Here is a 15,757-nt window from a genome sequence, read left to right on the forward strand (position 1 = left end):
GTGCGAGTGGTTCGTGCGGGTGGTGCGCGTACTTCGTGCGAGTGGTGTGGTCCTCGGGCATGTGCCGGGGACCCCACGCGAGTGCATACCCACGGAGGGGCACCCACCAAGCGCTACGGATCATAACTATCCGTACCCGCGCATCGATCGGCGTACAGGCGCGCGAGGGGGCGTACAGCGCTACTTTCGGCCGTATGACCTTGCCTCAGCAGCACTCGTCCGCCCCACCCGTGGGGCTCTCCTTCCCGCGCCTGCACGCCCGGACCCAGCGGTTCGGGCTCGGGGTGCCGCGCGGTTTCTCGGTCTCCCCCGACGGGGAGCGGATCGTCTTCGTCCGCTCCGGGTCCGCCACGGACCGGACGCACGGTCTGTGGGTGCTCGACCTGCCCGCGGGCGGCGGAGAGCCGGTGGAACGGGTCGTCGCGGACCCCTCGGCGCTGCTCGCGGGGGCCGGGGAGGAGCTGTCGGCCGAGGAGCGGGCGCGGCGCGAGCGCAGCCGGGAGGGGTCGGCGGGGATCGTCGGTTACGCGGTGGACGCGGCGGTGGAGCTCGCGGCGTTCGCCCTGTCCGGGCGGCTGTTCACGGTCGGGCTGCGGGCCGGGGCGGTGCGGGAGCTGCCGGTGCCGGGGCCGGTGATCGACCCGCGGCCCTCACCGGACGGGCGCCTGGTGGCGTATGTGTCGGGAGGTGCGCTGCGGGTGGTCGGAGCGGAGGGTTCCGGCGATCTGGAACTGGCGGTTCCGGAGGATGGGCACAGCAGCTACGGATTGGCCGAATTCATCGCCTCGGAGGAAATGGGCCGGGACCGCGGATTCTGGTGGTCGCCCGAGTCGGACGGACTCCTGGTGGCGCGCGCGGACGACCGCGAGGTCCGCCGGTGGTACATCGCGGACCCGGCGCGTCCGGACCGGGAGCCGCAGCGGGTGGCGTATCCGGCGGCCGGGACGCCCAACGCGGAGGTGCGGCTCTTCCGCTACGGCCTCGACGGCTCGCGCGTCGAGGTGGTGTGGGACCGGGAGCGGTTCCCGTACCTCGCCCGCGTGCACTGGTCGTCGGCGGGCGCGCCGCTGCTGCTGGTGCAGGCCCGGGACCAGCGGAGCCAGCGGGTGCTCGCGGTGGACACGGTGTCGGGGACCACCGCGACCGTACGGGAGGACGAGGACCCGGCCTGGCTGGAGCTGCTGCCCGGGGTGCCGTGCTGGTCGCCGGACGGCCGTCTGGTGCGGATCGGCGACGAGGGCGGGGCGCGGGCGCTGTCGGTGGGCGAGGAGCGGCTGACGGACGCCTCGCTGCACGTGCGCGCGGTCCTGGACGTCGGCGGGGACGACGTCCTGGTGTCGGCGTCGGCCGGCGCGGCGGCCGGGGCGCCGGAGACCGGCGAGGCGCACGTGTACCGGGTCTCCGCGGCGGGTGTGGAGCGGGTCTCGGAGGGCGTGGGCTGGCACGGGGCGGTGCGCGGCGGCCCGGTGACCGTGCTGGTGTCCTCGCGGCCGGACGCGCCGGGCTCGGTGGCACGGGTGCTGCGCGAGGGACGGCCGGTGGCGGTGGTGGGCTCGTACGCGGCCGAACCGCCGCTGCGGGCCCGGCCGGTGCTCACGGAGGCCGGCGAGCGGCGGATCCCCTGCGCGGTGCTGCTGCCGTCCTGGTACGAGGAGGGGCACGGGCCGCTGCCGGTGCTGATGGACCCGTACGGCGGCCCGCACGGCCCCCGGGTGGTGGCCGCGCACAACGCGCACCTGACCTCGCAGTGGTTCGCCGAGCAGGGCTTCGCCGTGGTGGTGGCGGACGGGCGGGGGACGCCGTGGCGGTCGCCCGCGTGGGAGAAGGCGGTGGAGCGGGACTTCGCGGTGACGCTGGACGACCAGGTGGCGGCGGTGCGGGCGCTCGCGGAGCGGTTCCCGCTGGACCTGGACCGGGTGGCGGTGCGGGGCTGGTCGTTCGGCGGCTATCTGGCGGGGCTCGCGGTGCTGCGGCGCCCCGACGTCTTCCACGCGGCGGTGGTGGGCGCGCCGGTCACGGACTGGCGGCTGTACGACACCCACTACACCGAGCGGTACCTGGGCACCCCGGAGGCGGATCCTGAGGTGTACGCGGCGCAGTCGCTGCTCACCGACGACGGCCTGGCGGCGCCCGCGGAGCCGGCCCGGCCGATGATGATCGTGCACGGTCTGGCGGACGACAACGTGGTGGTGGCGCACGCGCTGCGGCTCTCGTCGGCGCTGCTCGCGGCGGGCCGGCCGCACGAGGTGCTGCCGCTGTCGGGGGTGACGCACATGACCCCGCAGGAGCAGGTGGCGGAGAACCTGCTGCTCCTGCAGGTCGACTTCCTGAAGCGGTCGCTGGGCGGCTTCCCCGGTCACCAGCCGGGCGGGCGCGGGTAGGGCGGCGGCGGGGTCGCCGCCGGGGTCCTGGGGGCGGGCGCGGCGTCGGGGGCGCCGCGCCCGGCGAGCAGGACGAGGACGGCGGCCCCGGCGAGCACGCCGTAGAGCGCGGTGGCGAGGCCGGGGAGGTCCGGCTCGGGGGCCATGACGTACCGGACGTCGTAGTGGAGGTGGAGGCGGGCCATCCGGGCGGTCTCGGCGAGCCCGCGGGCGAGGAGGAAGCCGCCGGCGAGCAGGCCGAGGGGCCGGGTGTGCCGGGCCGTGGCGAAGGCGGAGACGGCGGCGGTCAGACAGAGCGCGACGAGGACGACGGCGAGCCAGCCGGGCGGGACGCCGAGCGCCGCGTCGAGGACGGACCTGCCGCCGGTGAAGCGGTCGACGGCGAAGCGGGGGCCGAGCCGGACGGCCCGGTCGACCTCCCCCGCGAGCAGGACGAGGGCGGCGACGGCGAGGAGGAGTCCCGCGGCGACGGCCGGTGGCCTGCGGGGCCGGGTCGGGACCCGCTCGTCCGGTCCGGCGGCCGGGCGGCGGCCGGCGAGGGCGGTGACGAGGAGGCCGGTGCCGAGGGCGAGTTCGACGAGGGCGGTGACGAGGGGGCCCGTGCCGTGGGTCCAGAGGCCGGGGAGGCGGACGCCGAGGGTCACGGCGCCGGTGGCGGCGAGCGCGGCGGCGGCGTGGCGGGAGCGGAGGGCCGCGAGGGCGGTGCCGGCGGCGGCGACGCAGAGGAGCGGGTCGAGCAGGGTGGTGGCCGACCGGGCGCGGGCGAGCCGGAAGCGGTCGCCGGCCCAGTACCAGAACAGGTCCTCGGGCGAGCCGAGGGCGGCGAGGTCGCGCAGGATCCAGACGAAGGGGACGAGCGCGAGCACGGCGGCGAGCGCCGCGCCGGTGAGACGTGCCGGTCGTGTCACAGTCACGGGGCCGATACTCACGGTCGGCGTCGGCCGGGACAAGCGGTTCCGGCCGATGGCCGGTGCCGAGGTGACGGAGTAACGGCCGGCGGGGCTCCCGGGGGCCCCGCCGGCCGACGGCACCCGCACAGCCGCATGTCCGACAGGATCCGGTATTCACATATCGGATCCGTTTCTCGGCGATTGCCGAGGAGTCACAGCGTCTTCGGGCTTCCCGGCTCCTCCGGGCCCTCCCCCGACTCCTCCGGACTCTCGCCCGGCTCCCCGGGGCCCTGACCCGGCTCCCCGGGGCTCTCGGTCCGCCCCTTGGCGCCCTCGTCCGGCTCCTCCGCCTCACGCGCCGCCTCCGCCGGGGCCGGGCCGTCCTCCAGGGGTTCCGGGTGGGCGAGGGACTCCTCCGGCGGGACGACCTGCTTCTCCTCGGCGAAGTGGCAGGCGGAGTCGTGCTTGGCGGGGCTGTCGGTGAGCCGGTAGACGGCCGGCACGGCGAGCAGCGGGACCTCCAGCTCGCACCGCTCCCGCGCCTTCCAGCAGCGGGTGCGGAAGCGGCAGCCGGAGGGCACGTTGGCCGGGGAGGGCACGTCGCCGGTGAGGATGATCCGCTCGCGGTGGGCGCGGGCCTCGGGGTCCGGCACGGGCACGGCGGAGAGCAGCGCCTGGGTGTAGGGGTGGGTGGGGTGGTCGTAGATCTGGGCGTCGGTGCCGATCTCCACGATCCGGCCGAGGTACATGACGCCGACCCGGTCGGAGATGTGCCGCACGATCGACAGGTCGTGGGCGATGAAGACGTACGACAGGGAGAACTCGGACTGGAGGTTCCCCATCAGGTTGATGACCTGCGCCTGGACGGAGACGTCGAGGGCGGAGACGGGTTCGTCGGCGACGATGATCTCGGGCTGGAGGGCGAGGCCGCGGGCGATGCCGATGCGCTGGCGCTGGCCGCCGGAGAACTGGTGCGGGTACCGGTTGATGTACTCGGGGTTGAGGCCGACGACGTCGAGGAGGTCCTGCACCTTGCGCCGCCGGTCGCCCTTGGGGGCGACCTCGGGGTGGATCTCGTACGGCTCGCCGATGATGTCGCCGACGGTCATGCGCGGGTTGAGCGAGGTGTACGGGTCCTGGAACACCATCTGGATGTTGCGGCGGACCGCCTTGAGCGCGCGGGGGGAGAGTCCGCTGATGTCCTCGCCCTTGTAGCGGATCACGCCGGACGTCGGCCGTTCGAGGTTGACCAGCATCTTCGCGACCGTCGACTTGCCGCAGCCGGATTCGCCGACGATGCCGAGGGTCTCGCCGGCGTGGAGGTCGAAGTCGACGCCGTCGACGGCCTTGACGGCGCCGATCTGCTTCTTGAAGACGATGCCCCGGGTGAGCGGGTAGTGCTTGTGGAGGTCCCGGACTTCGAGAATCGCCTCAGCCATGGAGGCACTCCTTCCAGAAGTGGCAGGCGCTGGAGCGCTTCACCGGGGACTCGGTCACGTCGTAGAGCGGGGGCACGTCGGTGCGGCAGACGTCCTGGGCCATGGGGCAGCGGGGGTTGAAGGCGCAGCCGGGCGGGATGGCGAGGAGGTTGGGCGGGAGGCCCTTGATCGCGTAGAGCTCCTGGCCCTTCTGGTCGAGGCGGGGGATGGAGTCCAGCAGGCCGCGGGTGTAGGGGTGGGCGGGGGCCTTGTAGATCTCGTGGACGGGGGCCTGTTCGACGATCCGGCCGGCGTACATGACGGCGATCTTGTCGGCGACGTCGGCGACGACGCCGAGGTCGTGGGTGATGAGGATGAGACCCATGTTGAGTTCGCGCTGGAGCTCGGCGAGCAGGTCCATGACCTGGGCCTGGACGGTGACGTCGAGGGCGGTGGTGGGCTCGTCGGCGATGATCAGTTCGGGTTCGAGGGCGAGCGCCATCGCGATCATGATGCGCTGGCGCATGCCGCCGGAGAACTGGTGGGGGTACTGGTCGACGCGTTCCTTGGCCGCGGGGATGCGGACCCGGTCCATCAGTTCGACGGCCTTGGTCTTGGAGTCCTTGCGCGACATGCCCTGGTGGACCTGGAACATCTCGCCGAGCTGGTCGCCGACGCTGAGCACGGGGTTGAGGGAGGACAGCGCGTCCTGGAAGACCATCGCCATCTTGGCGCCGCGGATCTTGCGCCGCTCGTCCTCCTTGAGCTTCAGCAGGTCCTGGCCCTGGAAGAGGATCTCGCCCTGGCTGATCTTGCCCGGAGGGACGTCGAGGATGCCCATCACGGCCTGGGCGGTGACGGACTTGCCGGAGCCCGACTCGCCGAGGACGGCGAGGGTCTCCCCCGCGTCGACGGAGTAGTCGACGCCGTTGACGGCCTTGGCCACCCCGTCGCGGGTGTGGAACTCCACGTGCAGGTCGCGCACTTCGAGCAGCATGGGTCCCTACCTCAGCTTCGGGTCGAGGGCGTCGCGGACGGCGTCGCCGAGCATGATGAAGGCGAGCACGGTGACGGCGAGCGCGCCGGCCGGCCAGAGCAGCATGTGGGGCGCGTTGCGGATGTACTGCGACGCCGAGGAGATGTCGATGCCCCAGGAGACGGTCGGCGGCTTCAGGCCGACGCCGAGGTAGGACAGGGTCGCCTCCAGTGCGATGTACGTGCCGAGGGCGATGGTGGCGACGACGATCACCGGGGCGATGGCGTTGGGCGTGATGTGGCGGAGCAGCATCCGGGAGTTGGAGGCGCCGAGGGCCCGGGCCGCCTGGACGTAGTCGTTCTGTTTGGCGGTGATGACGGAGCCGCGGGCGATGCGGGAGAGCTGCGGCCAGCCGAGCAGCACCATGAAGCCGATGACCGGCCAGACGGTGGAGCTGGTCACCACGGAGAGGAGCACCAGGCCGCCGAGGACGACGGGGATGGCGAAGAAGACGTCGGTGATCCGGGAGAGGACGCCGTCCCAGGCGCCGCCGAAGAAGCCGGCGAGTCCGCCGAGGATGCTGCCGAGGACGGCGACGCCGAGGGTGGCGAGGACGCCGACGGTCACGGACGTCCGGGCGCCGTAGACGGTGCGGGTGTAGACGTCGCAGCCCTGGCCGTTGAAGCCGAAGGGGTGGCCGGGCTGGGAGCCTTCCTGGGCCTTGGAGAGGTCGCAGTCCAGGGGGTCCCCGGAGGCGATCAGCTGGGGCCAGATGGAGATGACGACCAGGAAGAGGATCACCAGCGAGGAGACGATGAAGATCGGGTTCCGGCGCAGGTCGCGCCAGGCGTCGGACCACAGGGACCGGGGCTTCTTGTCGGCTCCGGTGCCCAGGGGGCCGCCGGGCGTCTTCTCCAGGGTCTCGCCTTCGGCCGTCGCGAGGTCGGACGCGCCCCCGGCCCCGGTGGGGGCGATGGCTTGGCCCTCTTCGTACGACTCGAGCGGCTCGGGCTGGTCAGGCATAGCGAATCCTCGGGTCAAGGACGGCGTACAGAAGGTCGACCAGGAGGTTGGCCAGCAGGAACACCAGCACGAGGATGGTCACGAAGCCCACCACGGTCTGGGTGTTCTGGCGGACGATGCCCTGGTAGAGCTGGTAGCCGACGCCGTGGATGTTGAAGATCCGTTCGGTGACGATGGCTCCGCCCATGAGGGCGCCGACGTCGGCGCCGATGAACGTCACGACGGGGATGAGGCTGTTGCGGAGCAGGTGCCGGCTGATGACCCGGCGGCGGGGCAGGCCCTTGGCGACGGCGGTGCGGACGTAGTCGGCGCGCTTGTTCTCGGCGATCGAGGTGCGGGTGAGCCGGGTGACGTAGGCCAGGGAGACCGAGGCGAGGACCAGGCCGGGCACGATGAGTTCGCTGAAGGTGGCCTCGGGTGAGACGGCCGGTTTGATCCAGCCCCATTTGACGCCGAGGAGGAGCTGGACGAGGAGGCCGGTGACGAAGGTCGGGACGGAGAGGACGACCAGGGTCAGCAGCAGGACGGTGGTGTCGACGGGGCGGCCGCGCTTGAGGCCGGTGACGACGCCGAGGCTGATGCCGATGACGATCTCGAAGAAGATCGCGACGATGGTGAGCCGGATGGTGACGGGGAAGGCGCTGGCCATCAGTTCGGTGACGGGCTGCCCGTTGAAGGCGGTGCCGAAGTCTCCGGTGAAGACGTTGCCCATGTAGGTGAGGTATTGCTGCCAGACGGGCTTGTCGAGACCGAACTCCTTCTCCAGCTGGGCGGCGGTCGCCGGGTCGCACTGGCGGTCGCCGCACAGTCCGGCGATGGGGTCGCCCATCACGTTCACCATCAGGAAGATCAACAGCGTGGCGCCGAAGAAGACCGGGATCATCTGCAGCAGCCGCCGGATCACGTATCGACCCATGGGGGGCTCCGGGGGTTGGCTCCGGGAAGAGGGGTGGCTCCGCGTGGCGGTGGGGTGCGGAGAAGACGTGCGGCCCGGCGCGGGGGTCCGCGGGCCGGGCCGTACGCCTCCGACCTGCTACGACGTCAGTTGACCTTGATCTGGTCGTAGACCGGGACGCTGAACGGGTTCAGGGAGACGTTGCCGACCCGCTCCGAGTAGCCGGCGCTGCCGTTCTGGTACCAGAGCGGGATGGCGCCCATGTCGTCGCGGAGGACTTCCTCGGCCTGCTGGAAGAGCCCGACGGCCTTCGCGGTGTCGGCCTCGGCGTTGGCCTCGTTCACCAGCTTGTCGAACTGGGGGTCCGAGTACTTTCCGTCGTTGGACGAGGCGTTGGTGTAGTACAGCGGCTGGAGGAAGTTCTGGATGAGCGGGTAGTCCATCTGCCAGCCGGCCCGGAACGGGCCGTCCATCTTCGACTGGGTGATCTGGTTGCGGAAGTCGGCGAAGGTGCCGACCGGGTTGCCGACGCAGGCGTTGTTGTCGCCGAGGGCGCGGTTGATGGAGTTGCAGACCGCGTCGACCCATTCCTTGTGGGAGCCGGTGTCGGCGTTGTACGAGATCTTCATGGTGCCGCCGGGGATGCCGCCGCCCTCGGCGACGAGCTTCTTCGCCTCGGCGGCGTCGTACTTGCAGAAGTCGCCGCAGATGTCCTTGAAGCCGCCCTCCTCGCCGAGGACCGGGGAGGTCCAGTCGACGGCCGGGGTCCGGGTCTTCTGGAAGATCGTCTCGGTGATCTGGTCGCGGTCGATCGCCATGGAGAGGCCCTGGCGGAGCTTCTCCTGTCCGGGCTTGTTCCAGGCCGGGTCGTAGAACGGGAAGGACAGGGTCTGGATGATGCCGGCGGGGACGTTGATGTACCGGTCGCCGAGGTCGGCCTCGACGTTCTTGAGCTGGGAGGCGGGGACGTCGTCGACGAGGTCGAGGTTGCCGGCCGTCAGGTCCGTGTAGGCGGTGTTGTTGTCGGTGTAGACCTTGAGGGTGATGCCGCCGTTCTGCGCCTTGTCGGTGCCGGGGTAGTCGTCCCAGCGCTTGAGGGCCATCTGGGAGCCCTTGGAGTACGAGTCGACGGTGTACGGGCCGTTGCCGATCGGCTTCGACAGCCAGGCCTGGCGGTCGTCGAAGAAGGCCTGGGGCAGCGGCGAGAAGGCCGCGTAGCCGAGGGTGATGGGCCAGGTGGAGAACTTCTGGGTGAGCTTGACCGTGAAGGTCTGGGGGCCGGTGACCTTGAGGCCGGACATGGACGTGGCGGACGGCTCGCCCTTCTCGGGGTGGACCTTGTCGTAGCCCTCGATCTGGCCGAAGAAGTAGGCGTTCTTCTGGTTGTTCTTCAGGTCGGCGGCGTAGTTCCAGGCGTCGACGAAGGACTTGGCGGTCACCTTCTCGCCGTTGGAGAAGGTCCAGCCGTCCTTGACCGTGATGGTGAAGTTGATCGAGTCGGTGGTCTCGATCTTCTCGGCGAGCATGTCCTTGGCCTCGCCGGTCTTCGGGTCGTACTGCTTGAGCCCGCGGAAGATCATGGAGAGGACCTTGCCGCCCTGGACCTCGTTGGTGTTGGCGGGCTCCAGCGGGTTCTGCGGGTCGCCCCACGAGGAACTCACGATGCCGTCGGCCCCTCCGCCACCGCCGCTGTCGTCGCCGCCGCCACAGGCGGTCGCCGCGAGGGCGACGGCTGTGGCCAGAGCGGCCCACTTGGCGTGCGTGGCTCCGCGCATGGAGTGCCTCCCGATTGTCCTAAGCGTGACTTAGGGCCCAATATCACCCGATATTGACGGCAGTGCACTTTTACGGCGTCCGACGGGGTACGGCCTCCCTTCCGCGCCCGGACGCGGAAGGGCCCCTCGCACCCGGCGGGGGTGCGAGGGGCCCTGGTCCGTCAGGCCGTCACGGTCGATCAGCCCGCGTGGACGACGTCCCGCTCCTCGGCGAAGTGGCACGCCGACTCGTGGGCCGCCAGGGTGTCCTGGCCGCGGAAGCGCTCCGGGATCGCCAGGACCGGCATCTCGGTGGAGCACTTCTCCTGGGCCTTCCAGCACCGGGTGCGGAAGCGGCAGCCCGACGGCGGGTTCGCCGGCGAGGGCACGTCGCCCGTCAGGATGATCCGGTCGCGGTTGGCACGCGCCTGCGGGTCCGGCACCGGCACCGCGGAGAGCAGCGCCTGGGTGTACGGGTGCGTGGGGTGCTCGTAGATCTCCTCGTCCGTACCGATCTCGGCGAGCTTGCCGAGGTACATGACGCCCACGCGGTCCGAGATGTGCCGGACGATCGACAGGTCGTGCGCGATGAAGATGTAGGACAGGTTGAACTCGTCCTGGAGCTTCTCCATCAGGTTGATGACCTGCGCCTGGACGGAGACGTCCAGGGCCGAGACCGGCTCGTCGCAGATGATGATCTCCGGGTTGAGCGCGAGGCCGCGGGCGATGCCGATGCGCTGGCGCTGACCGCCGGAGAACTGGTGCGGGTACCGGTTGATGTACTCCGGGTTCAGACCGACGACGTCGAGGAGCTCCTGCACCTTGCGGCGCCGGTCGCCCTTCGGGGCCACCTCGGGGTGGATCTCGAAGGTCTCGCCGATGATGTCGCCGACCGTCATGCGCGGGTTCAGCGAGGTGTACGGGTCCTGGAACACCATCTGGATGTTGCGGCGGACGGCCTTCAGCGCGCGGCCGGACAGCCGGGTGATGTCCTGGCCCTTGTAGAAGACCTCGCCCGCGGTGGCCCGCTCCAGGTTCATCAGGAGCTTGGCGACCGTGGACTTGCCACAGCCGGACTCGCCCACGATGCCGAGGGTCTCGCCCTGGTAGAGGTCGAAGGAGACCCCGTCCACGGCCTTGACCGCGCCGACCTGCTTCTTGAAGAGGATGCCCTGCGTCAGCGGGAAGTGCTTCTGCAGGTTGCGCACCTGGAGGATCGGCTCGCCCCGCTGGACGGGCACGTCCAGCGCGGCGGCCACGGCCTCGTCGTTCTTGCTGAGGTCAGCCATGGATCGTCTCCTTCCAGAAGTGGCAGGCGCTCTTGCGGCCCGCGAGATCCGCGCCGTCCTGCTCGGTGACCGGCACCAGGGCCGGGATCTCCGTGCGGCAGAGATCGGTGGCCTTCGGGCAGCGCGGGTTGAAGGCGCAGCCCGAGGGGACCTTGAGCAGGTTGGGCGGCAGGCCCTTGATCGCGTACAGCTCCTGGCCCTTCTGGTCCAGGCGCGGGATCGAGTCGAGCAGACCCCGGGTGTACGGGTGGGCCGGGCGCGCGTACAGCTCGTGGACGGGCGCCTGCTCGACGATGCGGCCGGCGTACATCACGGCGATCTTGTCCGCGACGTCGGCGACGACGCCGAGGTCGTGGGTGATCAGGATCAGGCCCATGTTGTACTCGCGCTGGAGCTCCGCGAGGAGGTCCATGACCTGGGCCTGGACCGTCACGTCGAGGGCCGTGGTCGGCTCGTCGGCGATGATCAGGTCCGGCTCCAGGGCGAGCGCCATGGCGATCATGATGCGCTGGCGCATACCGCCGGAGAACTGGTGGGGGTAGTCGCCGACCCGCGCCTTGGCGGCGGGGATCTTGACCTTGTCCATCAGCTCGATGGCCTTGCGCTGGGCGTCCTTCTTGGACATGCCCTGGTGGACGCGGAACATCTCGCCCAGCTGGTACCCGACGGTGAGGACCGGGTTCAGCGAGGAGAGCGCGTCCTGGAAGATCATCGCGATCTTGCGGCCGCGGATCTTCCGGCGGTCCTCGTCCGCCATCTTGAGCATGTCCTCGCCGCGGAAGAGGATCTCGCCCTGCGGGATCCTGCCGGGCGGCATGTCGAGGATGCCCATGATGGCCTGGGCGGTGACGGACTTGCCGGAGCCGGACTCGCCGAGGACGGCGAGGGTCTCGCCGGCGTCGACCGAGTAGTTGACGCCGTTGACCGCCTTGGCCACACCGTCACGGGTGTGGAACTCGACGTGCAGGTCCTTGACTTCGAGCAGCGGCCCGTTGTGCTCGCCGCTCTCGCGCGGCGCCGGGACGGACGCGGTCTTGTCGATAGTGCTCACGGTTTACGCCCTCCTCAGCGCAGCTTGGGGTCGAGGGCGTTGCGAACGGCTTCGCCGAGCATGATGAACGCCAGGACGGTGAGGCTCAGCATGATCGACGGGTACAGCAGGATGTGCTGCGACGTACGGATCGCCTGAACACCGGCGGAGATGTCGAGGCCCCACGAGACGGTCGGCGACGCGAAGCCGAGACCGAGGTAGGACAGGGTCGCCTCGGCGGAGATGTAGCCGCCGAGCGCGATGGTGGCGACGACGATCACGGGAGCCATGGCGTTCGGCAGGATGTGCCGGAACAGGATCCGCGTGGTGCCGGCACCGAGGGCCTTGGCCGCGTGCACGTAGTCGGCCTGCTTGACCGTGATCACGGCACCGCGCATGACACGGGCCATCTGCGTCCAGCCGAGGAAGGCGAGGGCGAAGACGACGACCATGACGGTGCGCTCGGTGAAGGCCTGCAGGACGACCATGGCGCCGAGCAGGAAGGGGATACCGAAGAAGATGTCGGTGATCCGGGAGAGGAGCGCGTCGACCCAGCCGCCGAAGTAGCCGGCGATCATGCCCATGATGCCGCCGACGACGGTGACGATCAGGGTCACGCAGATGCCGACGATGACCGAGGCACGGGTGCCGTAGATCAGGCGGGCGTAGACGGAACGGCCCTGGATGTCGTAGCCGAGCCAGCCCTCGGAGCCGATGTTGCTCAGCTCCGGCTTGCCGATGTAGTGCTTCACCAGGTCGCCCGCGGTGGGCGAGGCGCTGGTGAACATCCCCGGGAACGCCGCGATGAGCAGCAGGAAGAAGATCAGCACCGACGACACGATGAAGTACGGGTTGCGGCGCAGGTCACGCCAGGCGTCGCCCCACAGCGAGCGGGGCTTCTCCTGCTGGGCCTGAGGCGCGGGAGCGTCCACCGAGGGGGTGGCGACGACGGCCGCGTCAGCGGTCTTGGTCACGTCAGGCATACCGGATCCTCGGGTCCAGGACCGCGTACAGCAGGTCGATGAGCAGGCTGGTGACGAGGTAGACGACCACCAGCACGGTGACGAGGCCGACGAGGGTGGAGCCCTCGCGACGGGTGATCGACTCGTAGATCAGGCCACCGACGCCCTTGACGTTGAAGAGGCCTTCGGTGACGACCGCGCCGCCCATGAGGGCGCCGATGTCGGTGCCGAGGAAGGTGATCACGGGGATCATCGAGTTGCGCATCAGGTGGACGCCGATGATGCGGCGCTTCGGCAGGCCCTTGGCGACGGCCGTGCGCATGTAGTCGGCGCGCAGGTTCTCGGCCATCGAGGTGCGGGTGAGCCGCGCCACATAGGCAAGCGAGAGACCACCGAGGACGATGGCGGGAGCGATCATCTCGGACACCAGCTGATCGTTGCTCACGTTCGGCTGGATCCAGCCGAGTTGGAAGGCGAACACCATCTTGATGATGAAGCCGAGCACGAAGACCGGGATCGAGATGATCAGCAGGGTGAAGATCAGGATCGCGTTGTCGGCGAGACGCCCGGCACGCAGGCCGGCGATGATGCCGAGCCCGATGCCGAAGATCAGCTCGAACGCGAAGGCCATGGCCGCCAGCTGGATGGTGACGGGGAAGGCGTCGCCCAGAACCTCGGTCACAGGCCGGTCGTTCCGGAACTGCGTACCGAAGTCGAAGTGCAGGACGATACCGGTGATGTAGTCCCAGTACTGCTTCAGGATGTGCTGATCAAGACCGTACTTGTGTCTGAGTTCCGCGAGGGTCGAAGGGGATGCCCCCTTGTCCCCGAACAGTCCGGCCACGGGATCGCCGGGCAGGCTGTAGACCATGAGGAAGATCAGCAGGGTTGTCCCGAAGAAGACCGGGATCATCTGGAGCAGTCGTCGTGCGACATAGCGCCCCATCATGCCTCCGTTGAGATGTGACGGCCGCAGCCGACGGGCCCTCCCACGACATGGCTGCCCGGTTTCGGACAGCGTGATGCCACGGAAGGGCCCCCCAGCCGCTGCGTAAGGCACCGCGACGGGACTTGACGATCCGTCAAGTCCCGTGACGGTATGCGGACTACGCTTGGGTGATTACTTCTGCTTGACCTCGACGCCGGTCAGGATCGGGTCGCCGTCCTGGGCGTACGCCACGCCGGAGACGTTCTCCGAGTAGCCCGCGTTGACCTTGTAGTACCAGAGCGGGATGGACGGCATGTAGTTCACCAGGTCCTTCTCGATCGCCTGGTACTCCTTGACGGACTCCTCAAGGGTCTTGGCGGAGTCGGCCTTGGCGATCTTGGCGTCCAGCTCCTTGTTGGAGAAGCCGCCCTGGTTGCCGCCCGCACCCGTGCGGAACAGGTCCGAGATGAAGTTGGCGTTCACCGGGTAGTCGAGCACCCAGCCGGAACGGTACAGGGACTTGACCTGCTGGTTCTTGCGGGCGGTCAGGTCGGCCTGGAAGTCCGGCTTGCCGTCGCCGACGCACTCGACGGACGTGGCCTGGGTGATGGAGTTGCAGACAGCCTCCACCCACTCCTTGTGGCCACCGTCGGCGTTGTACTGGATGGAGATCTTGTTGTTCGGGACGCCACCACCGGCGGTGATGAGCTCCTTGGCCTTCGCCGGGTCGAACTTGGTGACCTCGACCGCGTTCGGCTGGTAGCCGAGCACGCCCTTGGCGACCCAGCCGGTGGCGGGCTCACGGGTGCCGTTGAGCACCGTCTTGGTGATGGTGGCGCGGTCGATCGCCATCGAAAGGCCCTGGATGACCTTCGGGTCGACGAGCTTCGGCTTCTTCCACTGGTCGGCGTAGAAGGCGACGGCGATCGTCTGGATCGAGGAGTACGGCTGGTCCACGGCGCGGTCGCCGAGGTCCTGGCGGTAGACCGGCAGGTCCTTCGGGGCGATCTGACGCAGGACGTCGACGTTGCCCGACTTCAGGTCCTCGTACGCGGCCTCGAGGGTGGTGTAGTTCTTGAAGACCACACCGCCGTTCTTCGCCTTGTTCGGGCCCTGGTAGTCGTCGAAGCGGACGACCTCGATCTGCTTCTTGTGGTCCCAGCTCTTGAACTTGTAGGGACCGTTGCCGACCGGCTTCTGGCCGCCGGCCTCGGGGTCCTTGAAGAAGGACTCCGGGAGCGGGGCGAAGGAGATGTAGGCCAGCTTGTGGGCGAAGTACGGAACCGGCTTCGCGAGGTCGATGGTGAAGGTGCTCTCGTCGATGACCTTCAGACCGTCGAGGGTCTTGGCGGTGGGCTTGGCGCCCTCGGCCTCGGGGTGGACCTTCTCGAAGCCCGCGATGTCCGCGTACCAGGAGGCGAGACCCTGGGCGTTCTCGATGTTGGCGTTCCAGTTCCACGCGTCCACGAAGGACTTCGCGGTGACCGGGGTGCCGTCGTGGAACTTCCAGCCCTTCTTGAGCTTGACGGTCCACAGCTTCGAGTCGGTGGTGGTGACCGACTCGGCGTTGATCATCTCGAGCGAGCCGTCGGCCTTGTAGTCGACGAGCGTCGAGAACAGACCGGACATGACGATGGCGCCGTTGGACTCCATCGTGTCACCCGTGAGCAGCGGCTTCTCCGGCTCACCGACCTCGATGGAGAAGATGCCGTTCGGGTCGACCTTGCCCCCGGCGTCCGTGCCCTTGTCGTCCTTGCCCCCGCCACAGGCGGTCGCAGCCAGGGCGACGATGATCGCGCCCGCTACCCACTTGGCGCTCTTGGCACCGCGCATGGGTTTCCTCCTCATGAGTCCACTTGTCACTACAAGAAGGGCACTTCGAGACCTGCCGACACCCCTGACGGCGCTGATCCCCCGGTACCCCGAGTGTGCTCGTGAGTCGGCACTCCCCACAGTGCGTGACCCATTGACCCGAGCTCAATGGAGCCAACTATTAAGTACGCCCGGGCTGTAAACCACACTTAAGTGGTCTCGTTTTGACAACATCACCAAGGCCCCAGATACCGAAATCCGGACAAACTGAGCACAGACAGACACCCGCGAAACGGACCGTTAACACACGTACCGGAGAGCGATGACCGGATTCCGGACGCCTGGCCCGGGCAATGCGTTTGACGAAAAAGGCCTGGCCACTCGCACATTGTGCGAGTG

12 protein-coding genes are annotated in these 15,757 nt (G+C 69.3%); 1 reads left to right on the plus strand and 11 read right to left on the minus strand.

Annotated features, from left to right (window positions below; genetic code table 11):
- Positions 1 to 194: 194 nt before the first annotated feature.
- Positions 195 to 2,381, plus strand: a complete 2,187-nt coding sequence (locus ACFQ8C_RS16030; RefSeq protein ID WP_383457191.1) for a prolyl oligopeptidase family serine peptidase — start codon at positions 195 to 197, stop codon at positions 2,379 to 2,381.
- Here ACFQ8C_RS16030 and ACFQ8C_RS16035 read toward each other — a convergent pair.
- The 11 genes from ACFQ8C_RS16035 to ACFQ8C_RS16085 form a co-directional block, all read right to left on the minus strand.
- Positions 2,357 to 3,295, minus strand: coding sequence for a hypothetical protein (locus ACFQ8C_RS16035; protein ID WP_383457194.1), 939 nt, complete (start codon positions 3,293 to 3,295; stop codon positions 2,357 to 2,359). The genes ACFQ8C_RS16030 and ACFQ8C_RS16035 overlap by 25 nt on opposite strands.
- Before the next feature lie 188 nt (positions 3,296 to 3,483).
- Positions 3,484 to 4,710 carry an ABC transporter ATP-binding protein gene (locus tag ACFQ8C_RS16040; protein WP_383457196.1) on the minus strand — a complete coding sequence of 409 codons (1,227 nt, stop codon included), beginning with the start codon at positions 4,708 to 4,710 and terminating at the stop codon, positions 3,484 to 3,486.
- The gene (locus tag ACFQ8C_RS16045; protein WP_383457198.1) at positions 4,703 to 5,686 is read right to left on the minus strand and encodes an ABC transporter ATP-binding protein; all 984 of its coding nucleotides are present in this window, start codon (positions 5,684 to 5,686) and stop codon (positions 4,703 to 4,705) included. Before ACFQ8C_RS16045 ends, ACFQ8C_RS16040 begins: the two co-directional genes overlap by 8 nt.
- A 6-nt stretch (positions 5,687 to 5,692) precedes the next feature.
- On the minus strand, positions 5,693 to 6,688 hold the full coding sequence (locus ACFQ8C_RS16050) for an ABC transporter permease (RefSeq protein WP_383457201.1): 996 nt from the start codon (positions 6,686 to 6,688) through the stop codon (positions 5,693 to 5,695).
- The gene (locus ACFQ8C_RS16055; RefSeq protein ID WP_187622344.1) at positions 6,681 to 7,604 is read right to left on the minus strand and encodes an ABC transporter permease; all 924 of its coding nucleotides are present in this window, start codon (positions 7,602 to 7,604) and stop codon (positions 6,681 to 6,683) included. Before ACFQ8C_RS16055 ends, ACFQ8C_RS16050 begins: the two co-directional genes overlap by 8 nt.
- 125 nt (positions 7,605 to 7,729) lie before the next feature.
- A complete protein-coding gene (locus ACFQ8C_RS16060) occupies positions 7,730 to 9,358 on the minus strand; it encodes an ABC transporter substrate-binding protein (protein ID WP_383457204.1) in 1,629 nt (542 codons plus the stop codon).
- Positions 9,359 to 9,537: 179 nt separating this feature from the next.
- On the minus strand, positions 9,538 to 10,626 hold the full coding sequence (locus ACFQ8C_RS16065) for an ABC transporter ATP-binding protein (RefSeq protein WP_383457206.1): 1,089 nt from the start codon (positions 10,624 to 10,626) through the stop codon (positions 9,538 to 9,540).
- The gene (locus tag ACFQ8C_RS16070; protein WP_383457209.1) at positions 10,619 to 11,677 is read right to left on the minus strand and encodes an ABC transporter ATP-binding protein; all 1,059 of its coding nucleotides are present in this window, start codon (positions 11,675 to 11,677) and stop codon (positions 10,619 to 10,621) included. The genes ACFQ8C_RS16065 and ACFQ8C_RS16070 overlap by 8 nt, the downstream gene beginning before the upstream one ends.
- A 14-nt stretch (positions 11,678 to 11,691) precedes the next feature.
- Positions 11,692 to 12,639 (minus strand): ABC transporter permease, encoded by a 948-nt coding sequence (locus ACFQ8C_RS16075; RefSeq protein WP_383457212.1) that lies wholly within the window; start codon positions 12,637 to 12,639, stop codon positions 11,692 to 11,694.
- The gene (locus ACFQ8C_RS16080) at positions 12,632 to 13,564 is read right to left on the minus strand and encodes an ABC transporter permease (RefSeq protein WP_383457227.1); all 933 of its coding nucleotides are present in this window, start codon (positions 13,562 to 13,564) and stop codon (positions 12,632 to 12,634) included. Before ACFQ8C_RS16080 ends, ACFQ8C_RS16075 begins: the two co-directional genes overlap by 8 nt.
- A gap of 174 nt (positions 13,565 to 13,738) precedes the next feature.
- Entirely contained in the window at positions 13,739 to 15,379 is a 1,641-nt protein-coding gene (locus ACFQ8C_RS16085) for an ABC transporter substrate-binding protein (RefSeq protein ID WP_383457214.1), read from the minus strand.
- Positions 15,380 to 15,757: the final 378 nt, after the last annotated feature.

Origin of the sequence: Streptomyces sp. NPDC056503 (assembly GCF_042794995.1) — a bacterium.
Lineage (GTDB): Bacteria > Actinomycetota > Actinomycetes > Streptomycetales > Streptomycetaceae > Streptomyces.

What these genes read in the sequence shown, in the direction of transcription:
- ACFQ8C_RS16030 (WP_383457191.1), top strand. Translation starts at nt 195, where the DNA reads ATGACCTTGCCTCAGCAGCACTCGTCCGCCCCACCCGTGGGGCTCTCC.
- ACFQ8C_RS16040 (WP_383457196.1), bottom strand. Translation starts at nt 4,710, where the DNA reads ATGGCTGAGGCGATTCTCGAAGTCCGGGACCTCCACAAGCACTACCCG.
- ACFQ8C_RS16045 (WP_383457198.1), bottom strand. Translation starts at nt 5,686, where the DNA reads ATGCTGCTCGAAGTGCGCGACCTGCACGTGGAGTTCCACACCCGCGAC.
- ACFQ8C_RS16050 (WP_383457201.1), bottom strand. Translation starts at nt 6,688, where the DNA reads ATGCCTGACCAGCCCGAGCCGCTCGAGTCGTACGAAGAGGGCCAAGCC.
- ACFQ8C_RS16055 (WP_187622344.1), bottom strand. Translation starts at nt 7,604, where the DNA reads ATGGGTCGATACGTGATCCGGCGGCTGCTGCAGATGATCCCGGTCTTC.
- ACFQ8C_RS16060 (WP_383457204.1), bottom strand. Translation starts at nt 9,358, where the DNA reads ATGCGCGGAGCCACGCACGCCAAGTGGGCCGCTCTGGCCACAGCCGTC.
- ACFQ8C_RS16065 (WP_383457206.1), bottom strand. Translation starts at nt 10,626, where the DNA reads ATGGCTGACCTCAGCAAGAACGACGAGGCCGTGGCCGCCGCGCTGGAC.
- ACFQ8C_RS16075 (WP_383457212.1), bottom strand. Translation starts at nt 12,639, where the DNA reads ATGCCTGACGTGACCAAGACCGCTGACGCGGCCGTCGTCGCCACCCCC.
- ACFQ8C_RS16080 (WP_383457227.1), bottom strand. Translation starts at nt 13,564, where the DNA reads ATGGGGCGCTATGTCGCACGACGACTGCTCCAGATGATCCCGGTCTTC.
- ACFQ8C_RS16085 (WP_383457214.1), bottom strand. Translation starts at nt 15,379, where the DNA reads ATGCGCGGTGCCAAGAGCGCCAAGTGGGTAGCGGGCGCGATCATCGTC.